At 36.0% G+C, this 22,239-nt stretch carries 17 protein-coding genes; 10 read left to right on the top strand and 7 right to left on the bottom strand.

Annotated features, from left to right (window positions below):
- Nucleotides 1-1,137, top strand: a 1,137-nt coding sequence (locus FVQ77_10155) for an OmpA family protein (GenBank protein ID MBW8050680.1), incomplete at its 5' end; no start/stop codon positions are given.
- 111 nt (nucleotides 1,138-1,248) lie between these two features.
- Here the strand turns inward: FVQ77_10155 and raiA are convergent.
- From raiA to FVQ77_10135, 4 genes are all read right to left on the bottom strand, one after another.
- Nucleotides 1,249-1,554, bottom strand: coding sequence for a ribosome-associated translation inhibitor RaiA (raiA, locus tag FVQ77_10150; GenBank protein MBW8050679.1), 306 nt, complete (start codon nucleotides 1,552-1,554; stop codon nucleotides 1,249-1,251).
- Between the two features lie 67 nt (nucleotides 1,555-1,621).
- Nucleotides 1,622-2,497, bottom strand: a complete 876-nt coding sequence (locus FVQ77_10145; GenBank protein ID MBW8050678.1) for a tyrosine-type recombinase/integrase — start codon at nucleotides 2,495-2,497, stop codon at nucleotides 1,622-1,624.
- A gap of 21 nt (nucleotides 2,498-2,518) precedes the next feature.
- Nucleotides 2,519-2,713, bottom strand: a complete 195-nt coding sequence (locus FVQ77_10140; GenBank protein ID MBW8050677.1) for a 30S ribosomal protein S21 — start codon at nucleotides 2,711-2,713, stop codon at nucleotides 2,519-2,521.
- Between the two features lie 59 nt (nucleotides 2,714-2,772).
- Entirely contained in the window at nucleotides 2,773-3,585 is an 813-nt protein-coding gene (locus FVQ77_10135; protein ID MBW8050676.1) for an alpha/beta hydrolase, read from the bottom strand.
- Nucleotides 3,586-3,905: 320 nt separating this feature from the next.
- Here FVQ77_10135 and FVQ77_10130 point away from each other — a divergent pair, with 320 nt between their 5' ends.
- The 3 genes from FVQ77_10130 to FVQ77_10120 all read left to right on the top strand — a co-directional run bounded on the left by FVQ77_10130 (nucleotide 3,906) and on the right by FVQ77_10120 (nucleotide 7,760).
- Nucleotides 3,906-5,795, top strand: a complete 1,890-nt coding sequence (locus tag FVQ77_10130) for a tetratricopeptide repeat protein (protein MBW8050675.1) — start codon at nucleotides 3,906-3,908, stop codon at nucleotides 5,793-5,795.
- 54 nt (nucleotides 5,796-5,849) lie between these two features.
- Complete coding sequence (gene glpK / locus FVQ77_10125) at nucleotides 5,850-7,367, top strand: glycerol kinase GlpK (protein MBW8050674.1); 1,518 nt, start codon at nucleotides 5,850-5,852, stop codon at nucleotides 7,365-7,367.
- A 150-nt stretch (nucleotides 7,368-7,517) separates the two neighbouring features.
- Complete coding sequence (locus tag FVQ77_10120; GenBank protein ID MBW8050673.1) at nucleotides 7,518-7,760, top strand: hypothetical protein; 243 nt, start codon at nucleotides 7,518-7,520, stop codon at nucleotides 7,758-7,760.
- Nucleotides 7,761-7,889: 129 nt separating this feature from the next.
- Here FVQ77_10120 and FVQ77_10115 read toward each other — a convergent pair whose 3' ends face one another.
- Nucleotides 7,890-8,483: a TIGR02117 family protein gene (locus FVQ77_10115; protein MBW8050672.1), complete on the bottom strand. Its 594-nt coding sequence runs from the start codon at nucleotides 8,481-8,483 to the stop codon at nucleotides 7,890-7,892.
- A gap of 288 nt (nucleotides 8,484-8,771) precedes the next feature.
- Here FVQ77_10115 and FVQ77_10110 point away from each other — a divergent pair, with 288 nt between their 5' ends.
- The 4 genes from FVQ77_10110 to FVQ77_10095 are packed head-to-tail and all read left to right on the top strand — an operon-like array spanning nucleotide 8,772 to nucleotide 13,731.
- Nucleotides 8,772-9,299 carry a DUF420 domain-containing protein gene (locus tag FVQ77_10110; protein MBW8050671.1) on the top strand — a complete coding sequence of 176 codons (528 nt, stop codon included), beginning with the start codon at nucleotides 8,772-8,774 and terminating at the stop codon, nucleotides 9,297-9,299.
- 55 nt (nucleotides 9,300-9,354) lie between these two features.
- Nucleotides 9,355-9,609 (top strand): hypothetical protein, encoded by a 255-nt coding sequence (locus tag FVQ77_10105; protein ID MBW8050670.1) that lies wholly within the window; start codon nucleotides 9,355-9,357, stop codon nucleotides 9,607-9,609.
- A 25-nt stretch (nucleotides 9,610-9,634) separates the two neighbouring features.
- On the top strand, nucleotides 9,635-10,501 hold the full coding sequence (locus tag FVQ77_10100; protein ID MBW8050669.1) for a hypothetical protein: 867 nt from the start codon (nucleotides 9,635-9,637) through the stop codon (nucleotides 10,499-10,501).
- A 53-nt stretch (nucleotides 10,502-10,554) separates the two neighbouring features.
- A complete protein-coding gene (locus FVQ77_10095) occupies nucleotides 10,555-13,731 on the top strand; it encodes a GHKL domain-containing protein (protein ID MBW8050668.1) in 3,177 nt (1,058 codons plus the stop codon).
- Here FVQ77_10095 and FVQ77_10090 read toward each other — a convergent pair whose 3' ends face one another.
- Nucleotides 13,732-14,082, bottom strand: a complete 351-nt coding sequence (locus tag FVQ77_10090; GenBank protein ID MBW8050667.1) for a hypothetical protein — start codon at nucleotides 14,080-14,082, stop codon at nucleotides 13,732-13,734.
- Between the two features lie 407 nt (nucleotides 14,083-14,489).
- Here FVQ77_10090 and FVQ77_10085 point away from each other — a divergent pair, with 407 nt between their 5' ends.
- On the top strand, nucleotides 14,490-18,344 hold the full coding sequence (locus FVQ77_10085) for a T9SS type A sorting domain-containing protein (protein ID MBW8050666.1): 3,855 nt from the start codon (nucleotides 14,490-14,492) through the stop codon (nucleotides 18,342-18,344).
- A 147-nt stretch (nucleotides 18,345-18,491) separates the two neighbouring features.
- On the top strand, nucleotides 18,492-19,952 hold the full coding sequence (locus tag FVQ77_10080) for a T9SS type A sorting domain-containing protein (protein MBW8050665.1): 1,461 nt from the start codon (nucleotides 18,492-18,494) through the stop codon (nucleotides 19,950-19,952).
- A gap of 186 nt (nucleotides 19,953-20,138) precedes the next feature.
- Here FVQ77_10080 and FVQ77_10075 read toward each other — a convergent pair whose 3' ends face one another.
- Entirely contained in the window at nucleotides 20,139-22,040 is a 1,902-nt protein-coding gene (locus FVQ77_10075; GenBank protein ID MBW8050664.1) for a hypothetical protein, read from the bottom strand.
- Between the last annotated feature and the right edge of the window lie 199 nt (nucleotides 22,041-22,239).

The following is a 22,239-nucleotide window of genomic DNA, read 5'->3' as shown; positions in this document are numbered from 1 at the left end:
GAGACTACTCCCAGGATCATGCCCGATAATGAAACCCTGATATTCGCCTCTGACCGGCCGGGAGGCAAAGGAGGGCTCGATCTGTACCTTACCCGGAAAAAAAATGGGCGATGGACCACCCCTGTTCCAATGGACTTTATTAATACCGAAGAAGATGACCAGTTTGTAAGCGTTCCGGCAAGAGGTAATTTTATCTACTTCGCCAGCAAGTACGAGAAGACCAATTACATTTTTAAAGCTAAAATTCCTGAAGAACTGCAGCCTAAAAAAGTGATCCTGGTGCAAGGAAAGGTGACAGATGAAGATACCCGGAAACCCTTAGATGCGGTCATCCAGGTATTTGCATTAAAATCGGGTAAAAAGACACAATACAAACGCACAGATATGAGAGATGGCAGCTTTTTCCTGTTGCTTACCGAAGGCGAAGTTTATGATTTTTCAATTTATCCTGTGGATAAAAAGCATACATTCCATTCGAGGCTGTTTGACCTGGATCCGCTGGATAAATACAGGAAAGAGGTTTTAAAAATTTCGTTAAGCTCACTAAAACCACGTACCACATTTGTTTTAAATAATATTCGCTACAAGCGCTATTCAGAAAAACTTCAAGATGAATCAAACATGGAAATGAAAAGACTGGCAAGGTTATTAAAAAGTAATTCTGCCTTGAGCATTGAAATAGGTGGCTTCACTGACGAGATAATAAAAGACAGTGTTCAAAGCAGCCCTGACCTTACAGAAGTGATCATAGATACAATATATCATTTGAATATTGATACTGTTTATGAAACAGTCTTTGATACAGTATATGAAGGAATTCTGGATTCAGCCTCTGTGGAGTTTGTTGATGAATTATTGGAAAATGAAAATTATATTATTCAGGATTCAGTGGTTTTGCTGAGAGATTCAGTTATAAGCAGCATTGATTCAACGGAAACTTATACGATCAACTACACATGGCATAACGACCGCACCACTAAACAGGCACAAACAATCGTAGATCTGTTAATCGGCAAAGGAATACCACAATATCGTTTAGTCGCTAAAGGATACGGAGATGAAAGGTTATTGGTACCCAATAATTCTCCTGAAAATCGGGAGAAAAACCGCAGAATAGAAGTTAAGATTTTGAAATGAGGGCATCTCTAAAAACTACATATTTTTTAAAACACACCCCTTGCCCCTCTTGATAGAGGGGAATGTATGGTGTAGTTTTTAGAGATGCCCATGAACCCCGAGCGCTCGGGGCTATACACTATGCGCATTATGTTTTTCCTTAAGCTTTTTAAGCTGCTTTTTCAAAGCTTCCACTGCCATGTCGGTAGCTGCTTCAAAGGATTTTGATTGTTCCTTTGCAAATAATTGCGTTCCGGGAACATTCAATTTTATCTCTATGACCTTGTTTTCCTTATCCTTATTATTGTTTAGCCGTAAAAACACTTCACCGTCCATAATACGGTCATAAAAAGTCTCTAACTTTTCGGTTCTCTTTTGGATAAAATCGATGAGATCCTGGTCTGCATCGAAATGGATTGAATGCATTTGTAAATTCATGGTGGTAATAATTAATATGTTAATGTTAATATACTATACCCGATGCCAATATACTAATTTATACTAATTATGCTTTTGGATGCGCTTTATCAAAAATAGTTTTAAGTTTCTCAATAGAATTATGCGTATAAACCTGCGTTGCTGCCAAGCTTGAATGTCCTAACAATTCTTTTATTGCGTTCAGGTCTGCTCCTTTATTGAGTAAATGCGTAGCGAAGGAGTGCCTTAAAACGTGTGGGCTCTTTTTTTCTGCAGTTGTGATCAGGTTGAGGTATTTTTTTACAACCCTGTATATGAATTTTGGATAGCACTTTTCCCCTTTATCTGTTATGATCAAATAAGGAGCAGCATCAAAGTCAGCATTTTTTTTATCGCAGTATATTTTAATGATATTTAAAAGACCGGTATTAAGTGGGATAATTCTTTCTTTATTGCCCTTGCCAAGCACTTTTATAGACCTTTCAAAATAATTAATATCTTCATGTTTCGTTTCAATAAGTTCTGAGAGGCGGATGCCTGTACCATAAAGCAGTTCTAAAATAAGCTTGTCTCTGATACCTGCGAGATCATCAGGAAATTCAAAATCATCAAGTAATGCTGTAAGGTTTTGCTGTTCAATAAAAGTGGGTAGTTTTTTCTTTATTTTAAGAGCTATGATCTTTTCAACAGGATTGCTGCTGATATGGTTATTTTTTTGCAGAAACTTATAAAAAGCCCTCAAGCTTGCAATTTTTCTGTTGACTGAACGGGCAACAAACCCCGATTCAACCACCCAAACGATCCATGACCTGATAATGTGATAATCGGCTTTTCTCAAGTCTGAAAGTTCGTAAACATCACTAAGATAATTTGCAAATTGAGTAAGGTCAGTGTTATAAGAAGTAATAGTGTGCCGGCTATAGCGTTTTTCGTACTGAATATACCTTAAAAAAGAATGTATCATTTCATTATTAATAAACGCTCTTTAATAATTCTCCTCAGCATACATCTTTTGCCTGTATTGAGCTTTTATGATCGTGTCTCTTCTTCTTACAGAAGGCTTGGTAAAGAATGCTCTTGCTCTTACAGCCTTCAAGACGCCCGTACGTTCGAATTTTTTCTTGAAACGTTTCAGGGCTTTTTCGATTGGCTCTCCGTTTTTAACAGGTATGTTTAGCATAAGTAATATCTATTTTAACAGTTATAATAAGAAAATGCAAATGTAACAGTTTTATTTTTCTATTCCAAGATTTCCATCATCTTTTGCCGGTACAGACCAAAATCCTCCAGATCATTATGCCCTCCTCCCTTGACCGTGACTAGTTCTGTGATGTTGCTGTTTTTTTCTTTTAATCTTACACTTTGCTTATAGGGCACTACGTTGTCATTGGTGCCATGAAATAAATAAACCGGGCAGCGTACATTTTTGATCCAATCGTTTATTTTTAATTTATATTTGATCAGAAAACCCGGTATTATCGGATAATAATGATGCACCAGGTCTTTAAAAGTGTAATATGGTGATTCCAGGACAAGCTTATTGATTTTTTTATTTTGAGCGATATAGGTCGCTATTCCGCATCCTAATGACCTTCCATACAGTATTATCTTTTCTTCATCATAGAGTCTTGTTAAATACCGGTAAGCATAATCAGCATCATCTAATAATACTTGTTGATTATTAATCTTACCATCACTTTTACCATAGCCCCTGTAATCGGGCATTAAAATATCGTAACCTGCATCAGTAAATAGTTTTGATACTTCTCCCCAGCCTCTCAAACTCCCTGCATTACCATGAAAATATAAAATTACTCCTCTGGGATCGGCAGCCTTAAAATGTAAGGCATTAATATTACAGCCGTTTATTTCCCAGTTCAATTCTTCAAATTCATTTTCAAAGCTGAATTTGTAGTCGTGTTCCAGCTTTTCAGGGTAAAATATCAATAGCTCCTGGAAAAAATATACAAGAAGGTTTATTGATATAAAAATTACTATAATTAGAGATATATACAATATTATTTTCATGTTTTTATTTGCAAATATATACATCCAAATTTAATTTTATACCGCTAATGTAATGATTTGTAAAGTTAAGTAAAGTAATAATCAGGTTGTGGTTGAGTGGTGAGGTTAAAAAAAACAGTTGACAGTTGACAACTGTCTATTAAATGCAGTATAACAAAAAGGGATTGCTCTTTAACGCAATCCCAATTTGCAACCTAAACAATATCAATTTATGAAAAAACTATGTTTGTTTACGTAAATTCCCTGAAAAGGTTGCAAAAAAATTATCAGTATTTCTTTATTGAAAATCATTTATTATTACATAATTTACTGATTTTCGATGATTGAATATATATCACTGTTGATTGGAAAATAAAAGAACCATAATAAAAATAGCCATTTACCTGACAGTTTTACTGCTGGTTGCGGTAGGCAGTTCCCCCTTCAGGCCTGTCCCGTACCTTTGGTTGGGAGGGGCAGGAGGTACGGTAGGCAACGGTAATACTAAAATTGACAGCCTGAAAACCGTTATCCAAACAGCCGGCCGAGACACGAAAAAAGTAAAAGCGCTTAGCGATCTTGCATGGGAACTCATGTACTCCAACCCGGACACAGCTACAATACTATGTGAACAGGTACTGGAATTGCTTGGATCCGATAATTTGCAGGGTAAAGGTGATGATGATAATAGCCTGCCCGGCTACCCCTCTTTACACGCTGCGGTCTTTCATACTTTGGGGGCTGTAAACTATATACAATCCAACTATCCACAAGCGCTTGAATACTACTTTAAAGCCCTTAAGATAAAAGAGCAACTGTTGGGGCAAGCGAAGCGCAGCGGAAATCCCGATGAAATCGGGAAGTATAAAAAAGACATGGCTAACTCCTATAATAACATCGGGGCTGTTTATTGGAATCAATCCTCCTACCCCCAAGCGCTGGAATACTACTTTAAATCCCTTAAAATAAGAAAGGAACTGGGTGATAAAAAAGGCATAGCTGGCTCCTATAACAACATCGGGATTATTTATTGGAATCAATCCTCCTACCCGCAAGCGCTGAAATACTACTTTAAATCCCTCAAAATAGAAAAGCAACTGGGTAACAAACAAGGCATGGCTGACTCCTATAACAACATCGGGGTTATTTATGAGAATCAATCCTCCTACCCACAAGCGCTGGAATACTATTTTGAAAGCATTAAGATAAAACGAGAACTTAACGATACATTAAATACTTATTTTGCTAACACCTATAACAACATCGGGCTTATTTATGCCAATCAATCCTCCTACCCACAAGCGCTGGGCTACTACTTTAAAGCCCTTAAAATATATAAGGAACTGGGTGATAAAAAAGGCGTGGCAATGTCCTATACGAACATTGGTAGTTTGTACACTGTTCTATACACCCGGGGCGACAGCCCCGATACGCTTGGCTACGGGGTAAACCTTAAAGGGGCAGTGGGGTGGATTGCCCAAAATCCAGCCCTGCTACTTGATACTGCGTTACATTATCAACAACAAGCCCTTTTGATAAATAAAGAACTTAGCGATGAATACCAAATGACCTTCAGCTTATCAGGCATAGGAAGCATATATTTCCTAAAAAAGGATTACCCCACGGTCATACAGTACTACCAACAAGCCGTCCTGCTGGCAGACGACATAGGGGCCTTGCAACAAGGCAGCGAGGCACATTCAGGGCTGGCAGAATGTTACGAGCAGACCGGCAGCTACAAACTTGCCCTTGAACACTATAAGCAATATACCACCCTCAAAGACACCGTTTTCAACGAAGAAAAGAGCAAAGAGATCGGTAAACTTGAAGCAAGGCACGAAATGGAAATGGCAGAAATGAAACGCAAACAGGAAGAAGAAGAGCAGGCGAGAATTTTAGAAGAACAAACACAAAGACGGCACCTGTTGCAATATTCGGGCATCTTTATTTTCATCATTGCTATTTTCGCTATATTGCTTTTCAGCGGGCAGTTGAACATCCCTGTACGAGTGGCAAAAAGTGGCGTATTTTTTACTTTCCTGCTCGTATATGAGTTTGTACTTGTATTGATAGACCCGTACATAGAACAATGGATCACCGAGTTCTCGGGACAGGCTGGCGGTGAACCGGCTTACAACCTCATTGTAAACATAGCGCTTGCCGGGCTGTTTCTTCCGTTGCATAACTTTGCAGTTAGCAAATTAGAACAACGGTTATTTAAGACAAGAAAGAGAAAATTAGAAAAGATAAAGTAGTAGGCGTGGCACGGCTTTATCGTCTTATTAAAAATTTTATTAAAATTATTACAGATGAATAAATACATCATTGCCTTAGACCAGGGCACAACAAGCTCCCGGGCTGTTCTTTTTAACAGTAAAGGTGAAATTGCAGGGATCTCTCAAAAGGAATTTACACAGCATTTTCCCAAACCCGGTTGGGTAGAGCATGACCCTATGGAGATATGGAATACGCAATGGGAAGTTTTCAGCAAGGTGTTTAAAAATAAGGTTAATCCTTCAGACATAGCTGCAATAGGCATCACCAACCAAAGAGAAACAACGATTGTATGGGATAAACATACAGGGAAACCGGTCTGTAATGCTATTGTGTGGCAGGACAGGAGAACCGCCCCGATTTGTGAATCATTAAAAAAGGAGGGTTTACAAGGCTATGTGCAAGAAAATACCGGCCTCCTGATTGACGCTTATTTTTCAGGAACTAAGCTCAAATGGATATTGGATAATGTAAAAGATGCAAGAAAAAAAGCGGAAAAAGGAGACTTGTTGTTTGGCACCGTAGATACCTGGCTTATCTGGAAGCTTACGGATGGAAAAGTACATGCAACGGACTATTCAAATGCTTCCCGTACAATGCTTTTTAATATCAGGGAGCTCTGCTGGGACCAAAAATTGTTGAAAGCGCTGAACATTCCCGAACATTTGCTGCCTGAGGTAAGAGATTCCTCTGGGTTTTTTGGCGAATTAAGGTACCAGGGAGTGGCTATTCCGATAGCCGGAGTGGCAGGTGACCAACAGGCAGCGCTCTTTGGACAAGCATGTTTTGAAACAGGTATGGCAAAGAATACTTACGGAACCGGCTGTTTTATGCTGATGAATACCGGAGACAAGCTCCATAAAAGCGAATCGGGGTTATTAACTACGATTGCGTGGGGACTTAAATCCAAAACTTGTTCCGAGCGAAGCGAGGAATCTAATCCAAAATCCGAAATTACTTATGCCCTTGAGGGAAGCGTATTTATTGCCGGAGCAGCAATTCAATGGCTCAGAGACGGGTTGAAGATTATTAAATCAGCCGATGAATCGGAGGAGCTCGCACGAAAAGCAGGAGATTCCAACGTATATGTTGTACCTGCTTTTACAGGTTTGGGAGCGCCTTACTGGGATATGTATGCACGGGGAGCCATATTCGGGCTGACAAGAGGCACCACCAGAGCGCATATTGTTAAAGCTACACTGGAGTCTATGGCTTACCAGACAAAAGATGTTTTGGACGCTATGCAAAAAGATTCAGGCATCCGCTTAAAAAAGCTCCAGGTTGATGGCGGTGCGTGTACAAATGACCTGCTCATGCAATTCCAGGCAGATATTTTGGGTGTAGAAGTGGAAAGACCCCAGTTTATCGAATCTACTGCTCTCGGAGCTGCCTATTTGGCAGGTATTTCCATAGGGATGTGGAAAAAAGAGAATATACTAAAGCAGCGCAGTATCAATAAAGTATTTAAACCGAAATTAGGTGATAAAAAGAGGAATGAGCTTTATAAAGGCTGGCAAAAAGCGGTTAAAAGGAGTATGGATTGGGCATCGTGATACTAAAATTTTTATGTAAGTTTGTAAAAAAAGTTGCAATTTTCGTAATTTTGATTTCAGATGACCAATAAAGTTGTTATCAAACAAATAGAATTTGATTTTTATTAATGAACATTTTGTTGTTAATTCGTATTTTTTAAATAAAAATAAATGAAAACAATTATTTTAACGATACCGGAAAAAAGAGAACTGTGGTTTCGTACATTGTTCAGGCAATTCCAGATAAAGCACAAGGTGTTGAATGAGGAAGAACAAATAGATTTAATGCTGGCAAAATTAATTGACGAAGCTATGGCAGAAGAAGGGGAAGTTTCCAAGGAACAGATTTACAAATTCATCATACAAAACACGCTGCAGGATAAAACTGCAATTAGACAAAAAAAGAGATTTTAGGATAGGGTTGTATGTTCGAGGCAATACAGTTTAGTTCACTCGTTTTTTACACAGACGAACAATTTATGAAGAAAACTGGTAATAAAATTATAAAATACAAAAACCTTATTGGACAGTTTCTCTATGCGCTTACAAATGATAAAGCACCCCCCCCTGGAAAGGCGCCCAGGCAGCGGTTTTTATCCCCATTTTCTTCAGGCCGGTATTTGTCCAGTTGTTACAAGTGTTAAATGAGTGGTAACTCCCTTTTGCTTCATAGAAATTATCGGTTTTATAGTATCCGCTATTAGGGGTGACAATATAATTGCCCTTTTCATCCAGCGTAAAGGAATTACGAATATAAGTAACAAGTGTTTGATATTGATCATCAGTTAGAAGTAAGCGCCTGGAATAGTTCCCAACAAGTGGCTTTCTTATGAAATAATCCACGTGCATCACCGTGGAGGTAGGTATTAATATTGCCTTGATAGCAACTCCAAAAGTCAGATCATCCCAGGTTGGGACGTTCATATAGAATCCTTTATCTCCTAAACCGAATAGGATATAAGAATATAGTGTTTGATAATCTTTGTTGGGAAAAATTGCCTTCCAGTTGATCACGGTAGATTCAACAGGAACGGCAAATTCGGCATGCACGCCATTAGATATAACAAAAATTTCAATACCTTCATCGGGTGATTCATAAGCTCTATTCACAGGTATGCGCATTAAGATTTGTGACATTATCAGATAAATTCCAGCTGCTGTAATAATAAAAAGCAGAAAAATTAATATAGCTTTGAGAATTGTTATTGATATTCGTTTATATTTGTATATATTATTCACTGTATTAAAAATATGATCCGATACTAATTTATAATGCTAATCCCGCAAATATGCGGGACTAATTATACGAATATTTTTACTCTGCTTCTTAATATAGATTTCATTATTAGTCCCGAGTACTCGGGATTAGTATTCATTCGTATATTAGCATTTTTTTAGTGCTAAACAACCCGGCAGTAATTTATTATGAAGAAAAAAGAAAAACTATATTTTACTCTTATAATTACAGTTTCAATCCTGATCCCAATTGCAATTGCTTTTCTCCTTTTCATACCGCAAACCGGTAAATTAGGAAAAGTGGACGTTTCTGTTTTGCCCCATATCAATGCTGTATTTAATTCTTTAACCGCAATTTTATTGATAACGGGTTTCACTTTTATTAAAAACCATCATCAAAAATATCACATGATCTCCATGCTGTCGGCCTTTGCATTGTCTAGTGCCTTTCTTGTTTCGTATGTTGTTTATCATTATCAGGCCGAACCAACTCCGTATTTGGGTGAGGGGGCCATCAGGCCGTTATATTATATTTTATTGATCAGTCATATTAGTCTGGCTGCTGTGGTGGTACCGTTTGTTTTGCTGGCTATTTATTTTGCCATATCTCAGCAATTTCAAAGGCATCGAAAAATTGTAAAATGGACTTTTCCGATTTGGTTGTATGTGGCGGTTTCAGGGGTTGTGGTTTATTTAATGATAAGTCCGTATTATTGATTATTGTTGATATTAAGGAAATATTTATTATCTTTGTAGAAAAAACATTATGGAAATGAAAAAAATACTTTTTATCACAATTTTAGTTGCGGCTTTATTATTGATAGCAGGTCAAGATATATTTGCCCAATGCGCCATGTGCCGTGCCACGGTTGAGAACAATTTAAACAGCGGTGCAAGCAGCATTGGGGCAGGTTTAAACTCTGGTATTTTATACCTCATGGCTTTCCCCTATATTCTATTGAGTGTTATTGCCTTTGTATGGTATAGAAATTACAAAAAAACAAAGCGCATAACGCATAGCGGCTAACGCTCTGCGCTTTGCTCTATGCGCCATGCTCATCAAAAGTAATTTTTTCCTTGTCGTTGCTCTTCTCACTTTATCATTATTAGTAATCCTTAAAATTTCGATAGGAGATGCCATTGGCGTGTCCGAACGACCGGGAATAAAGGCAAAGATTGTTGATGAGGCAGCACGTTGTAAAGATGACCTGTCATTGATAAAGGAAATCATACTTGCTCACGATAAAGATCAATTTTCCAATCTCCCGCATCCAGATGATAATACAATCCTGATCTATAAGAACAAACAATTATTTTTCTGGTCAGATAATAAAGTAATTCCAGATTATGATGTACTAACAGGAGATTATTCACAAAAAGATGTTGAACTGCGTAATGGCAAGTACTTCGCTGTGCAATCTACCTTTGCTAAAGAAGCAAATAAAGGGAATGAACAAGATATTTATAATGCTTATATTTTGATACCCCTTTCGTATAAATATGATATTGAAAATAAATATATCAGTTCAGGTATAAATAAAAAGTTGTTTCCGAATGATCCAGGCGATCAGCTTTTCGGTGTTATTTTATTGTTGCTTGGATCTATAGCTTTACTATCCTTCTTGATCTACACATATTTAGTTGCACAAAAGATAGCCGGCAAATGGAATGTAGAAGCAGGTTTTTTTGTTTTATTATTGATCATAGCTGCTTTAAGAGTTTTGCTGCTTTATTACACCCTCCCTTTTTCGTTTTATGAGATCAGCCTTTTTAACCCGAAATACTATGCTTCTTCTATGCTGTCCCCCTCGTTTGGTGACTTATTAATAAATATTTTGTGTGTTTATATTTTGTTGCTGTTTCTTTTTAAAAATTATAGAAGATCAATATTGCTAAAATTATTATTATCATACAGTTGACAGTTTACAATCCCGACTTTGTCGGGACTGTAAATTGTCAACTTTTTTAACAAATGCGTTACTTAGATAAATATATCATAAAAGGGATTTTTGCAATAGTCATAATAATTCTAAGTCATACAACCCTCTTAGGAGTATTTCTGATTTTAAGATCAATATATTTTCATTCTCAATGGACAATTGACATCACTTCAGATATTAATTTTGCATCATACAAAATTATTTGTCTTCTCATTTTTGTCTTGATCTCCGGGCTATATTTCTTGTTAAATCACATGCTTACCACCTTTTTTATTCACATCTACCGCAATCATCAGTTTTTTGCTGCCTTTATTTTTATACTGACAACTGTTTTATATGGACTGTTTTTATCACAATTTATAGAGGGCTTTGACTGGTTGGTGATCGTTTTAAATAGTGGTTATTTTGCTCTATTAGTTGGCTTCAATATTCCCCGATCCTTAACCAGAATAAATTATTCAACTTACCTGTACTTGTTTCTATCAGCAATTGTTTGTGCTATTACCGGTTCCTATTCATTGTATAATTTCAATGAGAAAAAAAATGTAATTGATAAGCGAAGGTTTGTTACGCAGCTATTATATGAGAATGACGTTTTGGGTGAATATCTGCTGGAAGAAGCAGCAAAGCAGATAAAAAAAGACATTTTTATCCAAAACAGGCTTCTTAGCCCTTTTTCTTCTAAAGATATAATTGAGCAAAAAATAAAACGTGTCTATTTGAATAATTATTTTGATAAGTATGATACTAAAATATATATCCTAAATGCACAGGGTGATTTATTTTCATCCTCACCAATTTTGCCAGCAGCAGAATCAGTGCCTGCATCAAAACAAGCCCCTTTAGATAATAAATATCTTTTGGAGCTAAGCAGAGAGGCAGGTTCTCACCCTGAATTTATCTCGGACTATGAAATACAAGAGGATTCAACTTGTTATTACCAAAAACTGCTTGATCGCTATAAGAAAAAAGAATACAGCACTCAATACCCTGATCTGTATTTTATCAAAGATATATCAGAACATGGGAAACAACCCAAGCACACAGGCTACCATCTTACCGGTTCATTACAAAACCGCTATATAAAATTTATTGAAATTGAAAAAGCCTGTCCCGAATCCTTCGTTCATCACCGAAGGAGTCCGGAGTCCTCCCGACTTAGTCGTGATAAACTCCATGGGGTAGCTCCCAAACCAAATGTAGAAACTTGTCTTATTGGTAAGATAGTTATTGATCTGAAATTAAAAAAGATCATCCCTAACAGCGTTATCCCGGAATTGCTGCTCGATAAACGATTCGTACAATTACATTTCAGTAAACAATACAGTTTCGCTGTTTTTGCAGGAAATAATTTGATTTACAGTTTCGGAGATTATAATTATGAGAAAGATATTATTGAATCATTATTCAACTTTAATGACATATACGGTCAGGGTATTAAACTCAAAGGTTTTCATCATTTGCTGGTAGGTGACGAGCATACCCGCTCAATGCAATTTGGTCATTTTCATGTAAAAAACCCGGGGGACCCCGGTACAGTCGTTCTTTCTGACGGGGCAGGCGGACATGTTGATCCCGATTCTGCAGGGGTCCGTCCCCTTCAGCAAATAGATAAACATATTATCATCACTTCATCCACATACTCCTTTCAAAATATCTTTTCAAACTTTTCATTCTTATTTTTATTATTGGCTTTTTTTATTCTATTATTTGTCATTATATATGCTGGTATTGAGCGGTATAGGAAGAAAGATACAAGGACAAATTACAGTACTAAAATTCAGATATTTTTAAATGTCGCATTCTTCCTGCCCCTGATCATTGTCAGTATTACCACACTGAGCTTAATAAATTCTTCATACAAAAAGGATATTCGAAAGCGATACCTGAAAAATGCAGAAAGAGCAAGTATCAACATTACAGCTTCACTTGAAAAGTATAAAAAGGGTAAGCTTGATAAGGGATCGCTGACAAACCAACTCTTACTGGTTGCCAAATATTCAGAATCAGATATCAATCTATTTGGTACAGATGGCAGACTTATCATTTCCAGCCAACCGTTAATATTTGAAGAAGGCTTGCTGTCAAAGCTCATTAATCCTGAAGCGCTTACTGCAATTATTGAACAAAACAACAAACAAATTCTGCTATCTGAATCGGTTGGAAATCTAAAATATAACGCAGTTTATGCAGGGATAAAATCGTTTAATACAGGCGATATGCTGGGTATTATCAGTATCCCGTTTTTTGATTCTAAATCCGAACTTGATAACCAGCTTATTGAGGTACTAACAATGATCATGAATATCTTTACAAGCGTTTTTATCTTATTTTTATTGTTTTCATACTTTGCGTCACAGAAATTGATATACCCGTTAACATTGATCACACAAAAGATAAAAAGAACAACACTCGCTGAGAATGAACCGCTGGAATGGACATCAGATGATGAGATCGGATTTTTGGTAAGCGAATATAATCAAATGCTGGTAAAATTAGAAGAAAGCAAAAAAGCGCTGGCGCAGAGCGAAAAACAAAGCGCCTGGCGTGAAATGGCAAAACAAGTAGCACACGAAATTAAAAACCCCTTGACCCCCATGAAGCTGACACTCCAGCATTTGCAATATGCCATCCGGGAGAAAAGATCTGATGTAAAGGAAGTAACTGAGAAAACAGTTAAAACCCTAATAACTCAAATTGAAACGTTAAATGATATTACCAATTCTTTTTCATTGTTTGCCAATATGCCGGTACCTAAAAATGAGAAAATAGCAATTGACAAAGTATTAAAAAGAACTATTGACTTATTTAACAATTCCACACCAACATCCAATATCAAACATCAAACATCAAACATCCAATATCCAGTCTACGTAATGGCAGATGAACAGGTAATGAGCAGGATATTTACAAATCTTTTGCTAAATGCAATTGAATCTGTTCCCAACACCCGCAAATCTGAAATAGTTGTTCGCTTGTTTACCACCAATCAGCATGTTGTTGTTGAAATAAAAGATAACGGCATTGGCATTCCGGATGAAATAAAAGACAAAATATTTATTCCTTCTTTCAGCACAAAATCCAAAGGTTCAGGCATTGGTTTGGCAGTAGCAAAGAGGGGAATGGAACTGGCAGGCGGCAAGATCTGGTTTGAGACTAAAACCGGTAAAGGGACTTCGTTTTTTATTGAGTTGGCGGTGCTGGATTAGTCATTTTCTTTCTAAAATATTTTTTCCTTTGAGTATTTTTAAATAATCGTTTTCTACAATATAGTTAAGAAATGTTTTGATGACTTTTATCCTTTCTGATAGTTTATTATCAGGCAGCTCATTATATCTATGATAAATAAAGTCAAATTCTTCGGCAAAGTTTTGTTCAGCTTCATCTTCTGTTTCACCAGTTCCGATGATGTCTATAAGTTCAGATTTTATTATGAAATAATTGTCTTCTTTTTCAAATAAACATCTTAAAGGATAGCGGAGATAATATACATTAGCACCTGTAACTATTTTTTCAGGTGCATAATCTAATGTGTAAACAGTGTTTTCTATATTGTTCATTTTATATACCGGTAATTTGAAAATACATCAAATATTACGCAAATATATCATTTTCGTTGTATAAAGGATGAAAAAGAGTTTTTAAAAAAGAGGCTTGATAGAGTAATAACAATTTAGGCTTTATGATGGTGAATATCAGGTATTAGAATAAAAAATAGTATCTAATCTTTATGCCTGATCCATCGTTTTAGTCTGGGCTTTACTGAAGGTGTAAGTAATTAGTGGGATTGTGAGAATTATTATGGAAGAATAAAGAGAATTTTTCAAGGGATTTTTTTATTTAAATTTGCTTTTAAGTAGTGGATTTTAGGGACAAAAATATTAAATTTTCTTGTTTTAAAAATTTTAATAATATACCTTTGCACCCAGTTTAAATACTTTTCATTTAAATTAAAACAAATAAAATTATGAAAAAGACAGTAATACTTTCGTTATTAGCTGGTTTAATCTTCTACATTATAAATGTAGAAAACGTATCAGCACAGTACAATTTTCAAAATCCCGACATGACAGCGATTGCAAAGCCGGGAAGTATGGAAGGCCGGGTTAAATTTAAGGATGGTAGCAATATAGATCCCTCAATAATATTTGCAGCACATAAGGATGCTTTTGGGTTGAGCACTGATGATCAAATGGTACTTTACAGAATTGATACTGATCAACTTGAATATAGTCATTATCGTTATTTTCAAACTTATAAAAATATAAAAGTAGAAGGATATGAATATGTCGTTCATGCAAAAGACGGATTCGCTGTTAAGGCCAATGGTAAAATTTTCAATGGATTAGCAATTAGCGTAAATCCTACAATAAGTGAATCCGCTGCATTTGCTAACGTTATTAATTATGTTAGCACTACATTTGGCGCTGCTTCGTATATGTGGGAAGATTCATTGGAGGAACAGTTGCTAAAGCAAATAACAGATGATCCAAACGCTACATATTTTCCTACTCCTGAATTAGTAATTGCCCCTCTTAATGGTGACTATGATACACCAGCAAACTTTAAGCTTGCTTATAAATATGATATTTATGCACAACAAATTGTTTATCGGTCAAACGTATATATTGATGCGGCAACAGGTAATATTATTAATGATATTACACGCATTTTAGATGCAGATGTTATTGGTACTGCTGTTACGAAGTATAGCGGGACGCAGGATATTACTACAGATTTTACTGGGAGCGGCTCATGTCTATATCGTCTAAGAGAAACGGGGAGAGGAAATGGCATAGAAACGTATGATATGAACCAGGGTACCAATTACGCCAGTGCAGTTGATTTTTGTGATGCCGATAATTTTTGGGACAATGTTAATGCCCAGCAAGATGAAGTTGCCACCGATGCACATTGGGGTGCTGAAATGACCTATGACTATTACTTCAATACATTTGGCCGGGATAGCTACGATAATTTAGGTGCTAAAATATTAAGTTATGTTCATTATGGTGTAAATTATGTTAATGCTTTTTGGGATGGGTTTAAAATGACCTACGGGGATGGAGATGGATCATTTGCAACTCCATTAACCTCACTTGATGTATGTGGACATGAAATTACACATGCTGTAAACACAAACACAGCTAATCTAATTTATCAAAAAGAGCCAGGGGGACTAAGTGAGTCCTTTAGTGATATTTTCGGAAACACTATTGAAAAATTTGGAAAAGGAACAATTAACTGGCGCCTAGGAGAAGAAATTATTGTAAGTGGACTCGGCATCCGAAATATGGCTAATCCTAATGAATTTAATGATCCTGATACATATTTAGGAACTCATTGGGTCAATGTAATAGGATGCACCCCTACTGGGGGTGGTGGGGGCAATGATTATTGTGGTGTACATACCAACAGTGGAGTCCAAAATTTTTGGTATTATTTACTTTCTGAGGGTGGTTCAGGAACAAATGATAACGGAGATAGTTATTCAGTTACAGGGATAGGTATTGACAAGGCAGCGGCTATTGCTTTTAGAAATTTAACAGTATATTTAAACACCTTATCAGATTATGCAGAAGCCCGTCAATTTTCCATAGAGTCGGCTATTGACTTATTTGGAGAATGTTCTAATGAAGTGAATCAGACGATTGAAGCATGGAATGCTGTGGGGGTATATGGCGCTGAATATGTTCAGCTATACGATTATATCAACTATACAGTTGCCGGGACTGAAACGTGGACAACGGATTTCGTCATTGCTAATACTTTAACTATACCTGGTGGTAGTGTATTAAATATTCAGGCCGGTGTCAGAATTCAATTTGGGCCTAATGGAAAGGTAGATGTAAAATTGAGTGGAGTACTTAATTTGGATGGTATTCTTACAGGTCTTGATGCTCCTTGTTTAACCATGTGGGCAGGCGTAGAAGTTGAGGCTAGACTTCTTAAAGGCGTTGTGCATAATGGATTTTTAAATATGAGTAACTCTGCTGCGATAGAGCATTCCCAATTTGGTGCCTTTGGAAATGGGAAGATCACAGCTAATAGCAGTAATTTTTTTAATAATAAAATTAGTGTTGACTTAAAACCTGTATTTGGAACAAATACAAGCTCTTTCACAGGTTGTATTTTTGAAGTTACACCACCTTTGAGAGACGGAACTATCGGCCCGGTGACATTTGTAAAAATGAATTTTATAGCTTTGGGATCGGTAAAACCTTTGTTTCAAAATAATATTTTCCGTAATAATGATCCTTCTATTCTTATTAGTCAGAAACCGATTGCCATTGATGCAGCAAATTCAAGATTTACAGCTCTTAACAATACTTTTGATGATCTGGTACGTGGAATATGGTCAATTAATACAATTTCTGCATTGGATTTTAAGCTTACAATAAGAGACAACACTTTTAATGATGTTCAAAGCTCAATTCGCATTGTTGGAGGTAGTTTTGATGAGATTGTAAATAATACATTTACAGGTATAGCACTTGATCCAAATGTATTCCGCAGCACAAATTTTTATGGTATATTCTTAATTGGAACATCCGGTTTTGTTATTGAAGAAAATACTTTTAACACAGTAACTTATGGAATATTTTGTATCAACTCTGGAGTTGTCGGTGGCGAAATACATTTAACAAATTCATTCACTAATTGCTGGCGCGATATTGATGCAAGAGGAGATAATTCTAATCTGGATATTAAATGTAATATATTTACAGGTAATCATGCTTCTGCTATGAATGTATTTTTTTTCGGAGGTGTTGCAGATATTAAAGATCAGGGTTCATGTTCCCCGTCTCCAAGCAAAGATCCTGCTGGAAATGAATTTAATAGTGGTAATTGGCACATTTCTAGCAAGGTTCCATTTGTTTATAGCCATCATAATAATTGTACTCAATACCCTGATGTTGAACCACTTTCTAATAAGATCACCAGTAATGTAACAAAAATTAATTGCGGAGTTTGTAAAAGTTCTCAATCTTGTTGTACAACTGGTCCTTTTTGTTATATTCCCGATCAAATACCATTACAGGCTGTTAAAGCTCTTGAAAGAGCATTTTTGCAGAGAATAAAAATAGAATCCAATCCAGATGATAAACAGCTATTAGAGAATAAGCTTATAATCTTTTATATAAAAACTAATCAAAGAGATAAGGTAATTGATTATTTGGAGAATAATTCAACATTAGCTCATGAAAAAATTCTTATTTCTTCTTATATTCAATCAGGAGAATTTTCTAAGGCAGCACAGGCAATTAATTCAATACCTCTGAATAATATTGAAAACCAAAAATTTGTGCAATATCACAATGTACTTTTAAACTTAGGGATTAATAATAAAACTATTTATCAAATTAACGGACAGCAGGAACTGGATGTACGGGATGTATCAAATGGTACTACTTGTATTTCAGCAAATGCACAAGCTTTATTGAAAATAGTTTTTGATGAAGATGCTGTGCTTTTTGTTCCCGATCCGGATTCACTTCTTAATAATGCCAGAATTGCTACCACTACTAATGAGTTGACGAATGAGCTAACAAAAGAAAATGGATCAGCAAAACTGATCAATATTATCCCAAATCCTTTTAATGATGAAACAATAATTAAATATTATGTGCCGGGTACAGCGCATAGCGCTGAAATTATTGTTTATGATATAGTTGGGTCGCAGGTAAGATCTATAACGCTCAATAAAAGTAAAAGTGATGTAATAATTAATGCTTCATATCTTGATAATGGCATTTACTTCATCAGGATGATAGTAGATAATGAGATAGTTGCTAATAAGAAAATAGCAGTCCTTAAATAAAAGAGGATTTGGATAAAAATAGTACGAAACCACCTGCAACTGAATGGGGGTTTTCTGTCAAACAATGTAGTGATAAAGGTTATATTATTATATCTTTCACAGAAATATTTTAAAAAAATAATATGGCTATAATTAAAAATCTTGATTATGAAAAATATATTTATTCTGATCTTTCTTTGGTTTTTATTCAAAATTGAATATGTTTATGCCCAGTGGGTTACTCAGAATTCAAATACTACAAATATTTTATCCGATGTCCATTTTATTAATGATAGTATTGGTTATATAGGTGGTAGTGGTGGAACGGTGCTCAAAACTAGTGATGGTGGTAATAATTGGGTAGATGTTTTTTCGTTGAATGGATTTGGTTTGAGCACTATTTACGCAGTAGATAAAGATACAGTCTACACTTCAAGAATAAGTTTATATAAAAGTACTGATGCAGGTATGACCTGGACTGATTTTGGTGGATTGGGTAGTTGGGGGTCAACAATTCACGATATATATTTTCTGAATGCACAAATTGGCTTTATTATAAAATCAGGAATACATAAAACTACAGATTACGGAAATTCATGGCAGATTGTTTATAATCCGGTGGCAGGGTTCATTGACATGTTTCAATTTACCAGTGCGAGCATAGCGTATGCAGCAGGGGGAATTTCTTTTGACGGCAGTAGCATTGGAGAAATTCACAAAACAACAAATGGAGGAGACACATGGCAAGATCTAAATATTTCTACATCTGAAATTACTGCTTTCAATTTTATTAATGATACAATTGGATATTTTTTCAATTTCCAAAGACAATTGCATAATACAATCAACGGGGGTACGTCTTGGACAATAGTTAATGATTCAGTTCCAGGTGATTACGTCACAGATTGTATATTTCTAAATTCGCAAATCGGCTATATTGTTGAAGCCGAAGGCAATATTTATAAAACTACAGACGGCGGTGTTAATTGGTATGTTGATTATGCAGGAAGTAATGTTCCCTTATCTTCAATATATGTAACATCTAATAAAATTGGTTATGTTGTTGGTAATAATGGTATTATCTTGAAGAATTACCTTTGTTTTGGAATAGGTACGCAACCCACTGCAAATTTTTTGATAGACAGCATAGATATTAACAAGGTTTATTTCAATAATATGAGTGATAGTGCTTGTAGCTATAAATGGTATTTTGGTGATATAGATAGCAGCTTTTTAGACAATCCCTCACATACTTATTTAGATACGGGTACTTATAATGTAACGCTTATTGCTTATGCAGGAAATAAAAGTGATACTATGGAAAAACAACTGCAAATAAGTGAGGTAGTTGGTACACGTGACTTATCAAATGAAAATAAATTAAATATGCAATTTTATCCCAATCCCGGAAAAAATATTTTAACTTTAAAAATAAAATCTATAAATACCAACGAAATTGTAATTAAAATCTTCAATATACAAGGCAAAGAAATTTTTACTGATATTGCAAATAAATATTCAGGTGATTACATAAAAGAATTAGACACATCAAAATTTAGTAAAGGAATTTACACTGTTCAGGCAATAATTGGTAATGAAAAAGTGGCTATGAAATTTATCATAAACTAATTTACGGAGTGGAGGCAAGTGTTTCCACCTGCCCCTCAAGTATAAAATTACTTTACTTATTTACCTGCCTGTGGCAGACAGGCAAATCATTACACTATCAACTGTCATAGTCATAGTAATTGTCAACCGTCAATAGTCAACTGACTACTTCCTACTACTTTACCGCTTATTTATCCATTTTCCATATTACATGCTAAAGCTTCTTTTTTTCAATTCTTCTTCGCTAAACTCTACAGGCTTGGTTGCGGTATCCAGGTTTCTTTCGGGCTCCTTTTTTAACATTTCATTAGCTAATTGCTTAAATTTGGTTTGAAAAGCAGCAAGCGTCCATTCACCGAAAACAGTGTGTCCGCCTTCATAGCACTGAACCTGGTATTCTTCGAAGGTTGTTATGTAACCGGAATAAGCATTGGCATAAGGTGATAAGATCACCTGCTTGACTCCTCTTTGTTTTAAAATTTCATGAATTGTTTTTTTTAGCCTTCTGCCGGCTACGGTAGTAATTTCAGTAGGTATTCCGGCAATTGCTATATTGGCGATTATTATAATTTGCAACGGCAGGATCTGTGGCGTCCAGGGCTTGTCATTGAGCGCTCCGATTCTGTATTGTTTTTTAAATGTGGCAAAACTTTTGTCAACCCAGGAAGGAACCATCAGATAATTTATATTGCGGATACCCAGCATTTTTCTTTCAGCGGTTTCAGCCATTATATATTTTCTGCCTTGTATTTTGTACTTTTCAAATATTTTGTCTCTCTTGTTTTTAGATGAAAAGATTGCCTTAAAATAGTCAGACAATTTGATAAATGTACATAGAAATATAGAAAGATACCCCAATGAATCCGGCATACCTTTACCATCAGTAGGGTGACCCAGGAAAAAGCTCACTCCCAGGCAAGGCGAACCGGTTTTTTTCTCTTGTTTATCCCCTCTCGGATTACCAATCCGAGCTACAAATTCAGGGTCTATGAATACTTTTGAAAAATCTACGTACATCAACCCGTAATCAATCCCTCGCCATTCATACCCTTTTTCGTTTACAGGATCATTTTTTGCTGCCTGTTCACCTGCCTGTACGGCAGACAGGTAAATTTCTTTAGCTTTAGTATATTGAAGTTTACCATTATACTTCGCGCTTTCATGATCATCTTCATATTTTCCCCTCAATTTTTTTCTTTTCGCATCCCAAATGTAATTCGGACTTACGTCTCCGCAAGGTCCCTGGGCAAAAATAGCTGTAACAGCCTCCCCTAAATCCCCAGCCCCCCTAAATCCCCCCAAAGGGGGGACTTTGTCATCGCTTTTGCCTTGGGGAAGGGTAAAGTGTTGGCCAGTTCTCCCCCCTTTGGGGGGAGTTAGAGGGGGGCTGGCATAGGAGTTGCTTTCTTCAAAATATGTTGAGGCATAACCTTTGTTATCTGAAGAAATTTTTTTGTTATCATTTCCAATGCTGGTGGTATGAACCCCAAACCAATTGATCATTCCTATACTTTTGCCATCCATTCCGTCTATTCTCATCAATATCATTTCCCTGTCTGTTGCAAGGTGATTGTCTTTTTCATCTAATCTTTCAACATCGGGGTTAGCATTGTATGCTTTTATGGAACGGTTGAAAGCCACCTGGATTTCTGGTTCAAATGTCCCGTTTCCGATATAAATATTGGAGGGTTTGGTTGCTTTTTCGGCTTTAATAATGGCATCCACGATCCCATCTACAATTGTTTGAAAAACTTCGGTAACAAACCCGGGAATGCTGAAATTATAAAATGGATAATGGGAATAACCTCCGGGGGCGCTGTGCGTATGCTGGGCAGTTAACATTACGTTATCAAAATTAAGTCCTGATTGGGGATATTCCTTTTGCAGCTTTTTAATTACTGCGCTTTTAATAGAGATAGTAATGAAACAAATTTCGACATTTACAAAAGCGGTTTTTTTCTTTGTAGCAGTATCCAGAAAAACAAATGCACGGGCAAACAGATCAGTTTCTACGCCTTCTACTTTCTGGGAATATTGTCCGTATCCCATCATGCCTACGCCTTTTTTAAATGTGGTGATGTTGGTTTTGGCGGTTCCTGTCTCTATCATTTGTTTTAATGATAACTTTGTGTATAGCAATGACTTATACTTACTATAACTATTACAATGACTATGACCATAACCATTACAATTTTATTCTGATTATTACGATGACTATGGTTAAAACTTATTACAATAAATGTAATTTCGTCATCGTCATGGTTATTAGTCATAGTCATTGTCATAGTTCTGAAAAATTGCTTTTAAT

The sequence above is a fragment of the Cytophagales bacterium genome (assembly GCA_019456305.1).
Lineage (GTDB): Bacteria > Bacteroidota > Bacteroidia > Cytophagales > VRUD01 > VRUD01.
Note: the sequence above shows the minus strand (reverse complement) of the source record. Positions and strands in the feature narration are given on the sequence as shown.

Coding starts and splice junctions, on each gene's coding strand:
- raiA (MBW8050679.1), bottom strand. CDS start 1,554: ATGAATTTACAAATGCATTCAATCCATTTCGATGCAGACCAGGATCTC.
- FVQ77_10145 (MBW8050678.1), bottom strand. CDS start 2,497: ATGATACATTCTTTTTTAAGGTATATTCAGTACGAAAAACGCTATAGC.
- FVQ77_10140 (MBW8050677.1), bottom strand. CDS start 2,713: ATGCTAAACATACCTGTTAAAAACGGAGAGCCAATCGAAAAAGCCCTG.
- FVQ77_10135 (MBW8050676.1), bottom strand. CDS start 3,585: ATGTATATATTTGCAAATAAAAACATGAAAATAATATTGTATATATCT.
- glpK (MBW8050674.1), top strand. CDS start 5,850: ATGAATAAATACATCATTGCCTTAGACCAGGGCACAACAAGCTCCCGG.
- FVQ77_10120 (MBW8050673.1), top strand. CDS start 7,518: ATGAAAACAATTATTTTAACGATACCGGAAAAAAGAGAACTGTGGTTT.
- FVQ77_10115 (MBW8050672.1), bottom strand. CDS start 8,483: ATGTCACAAATCTTAATGCGCATACCTGTGAATAGAGCTTATGAATCA.
- FVQ77_10110 (MBW8050671.1), top strand. CDS start 8,772: ATGAAGAAAAAAGAAAAACTATATTTTACTCTTATAATTACAGTTTCA.
- FVQ77_10105 (MBW8050670.1), top strand. CDS start 9,355: ATGAAAAAAATACTTTTTATCACAATTTTAGTTGCGGCTTTATTATTG.
- FVQ77_10100 (MBW8050669.1), top strand. CDS start 9,635: ATGCTCATCAAAAGTAATTTTTTCCTTGTCGTTGCTCTTCTCACTTTA.
- FVQ77_10095 (MBW8050668.1), top strand. CDS start 10,555: ATGCGTTACTTAGATAAATATATCATAAAAGGGATTTTTGCAATAGTC.
- FVQ77_10090 (MBW8050667.1), bottom strand. CDS start 14,082: ATGAACAATATAGAAAACACTGTTTACACATTAGATTATGCACCTGAA.
- FVQ77_10085 (MBW8050666.1), top strand. CDS start 14,490: ATGAAAAAGACAGTAATACTTTCGTTATTAGCTGGTTTAATCTTCTAC.
- FVQ77_10080 (MBW8050665.1), top strand. CDS start 18,492: ATGAAAAATATATTTATTCTGATCTTTCTTTGGTTTTTATTCAAAATT.
- FVQ77_10075 (MBW8050664.1), bottom strand. CDS start 22,040: ATGATAGAGACAGGAACCGCCAAAACCAACATCACCACATTTAAAAAA.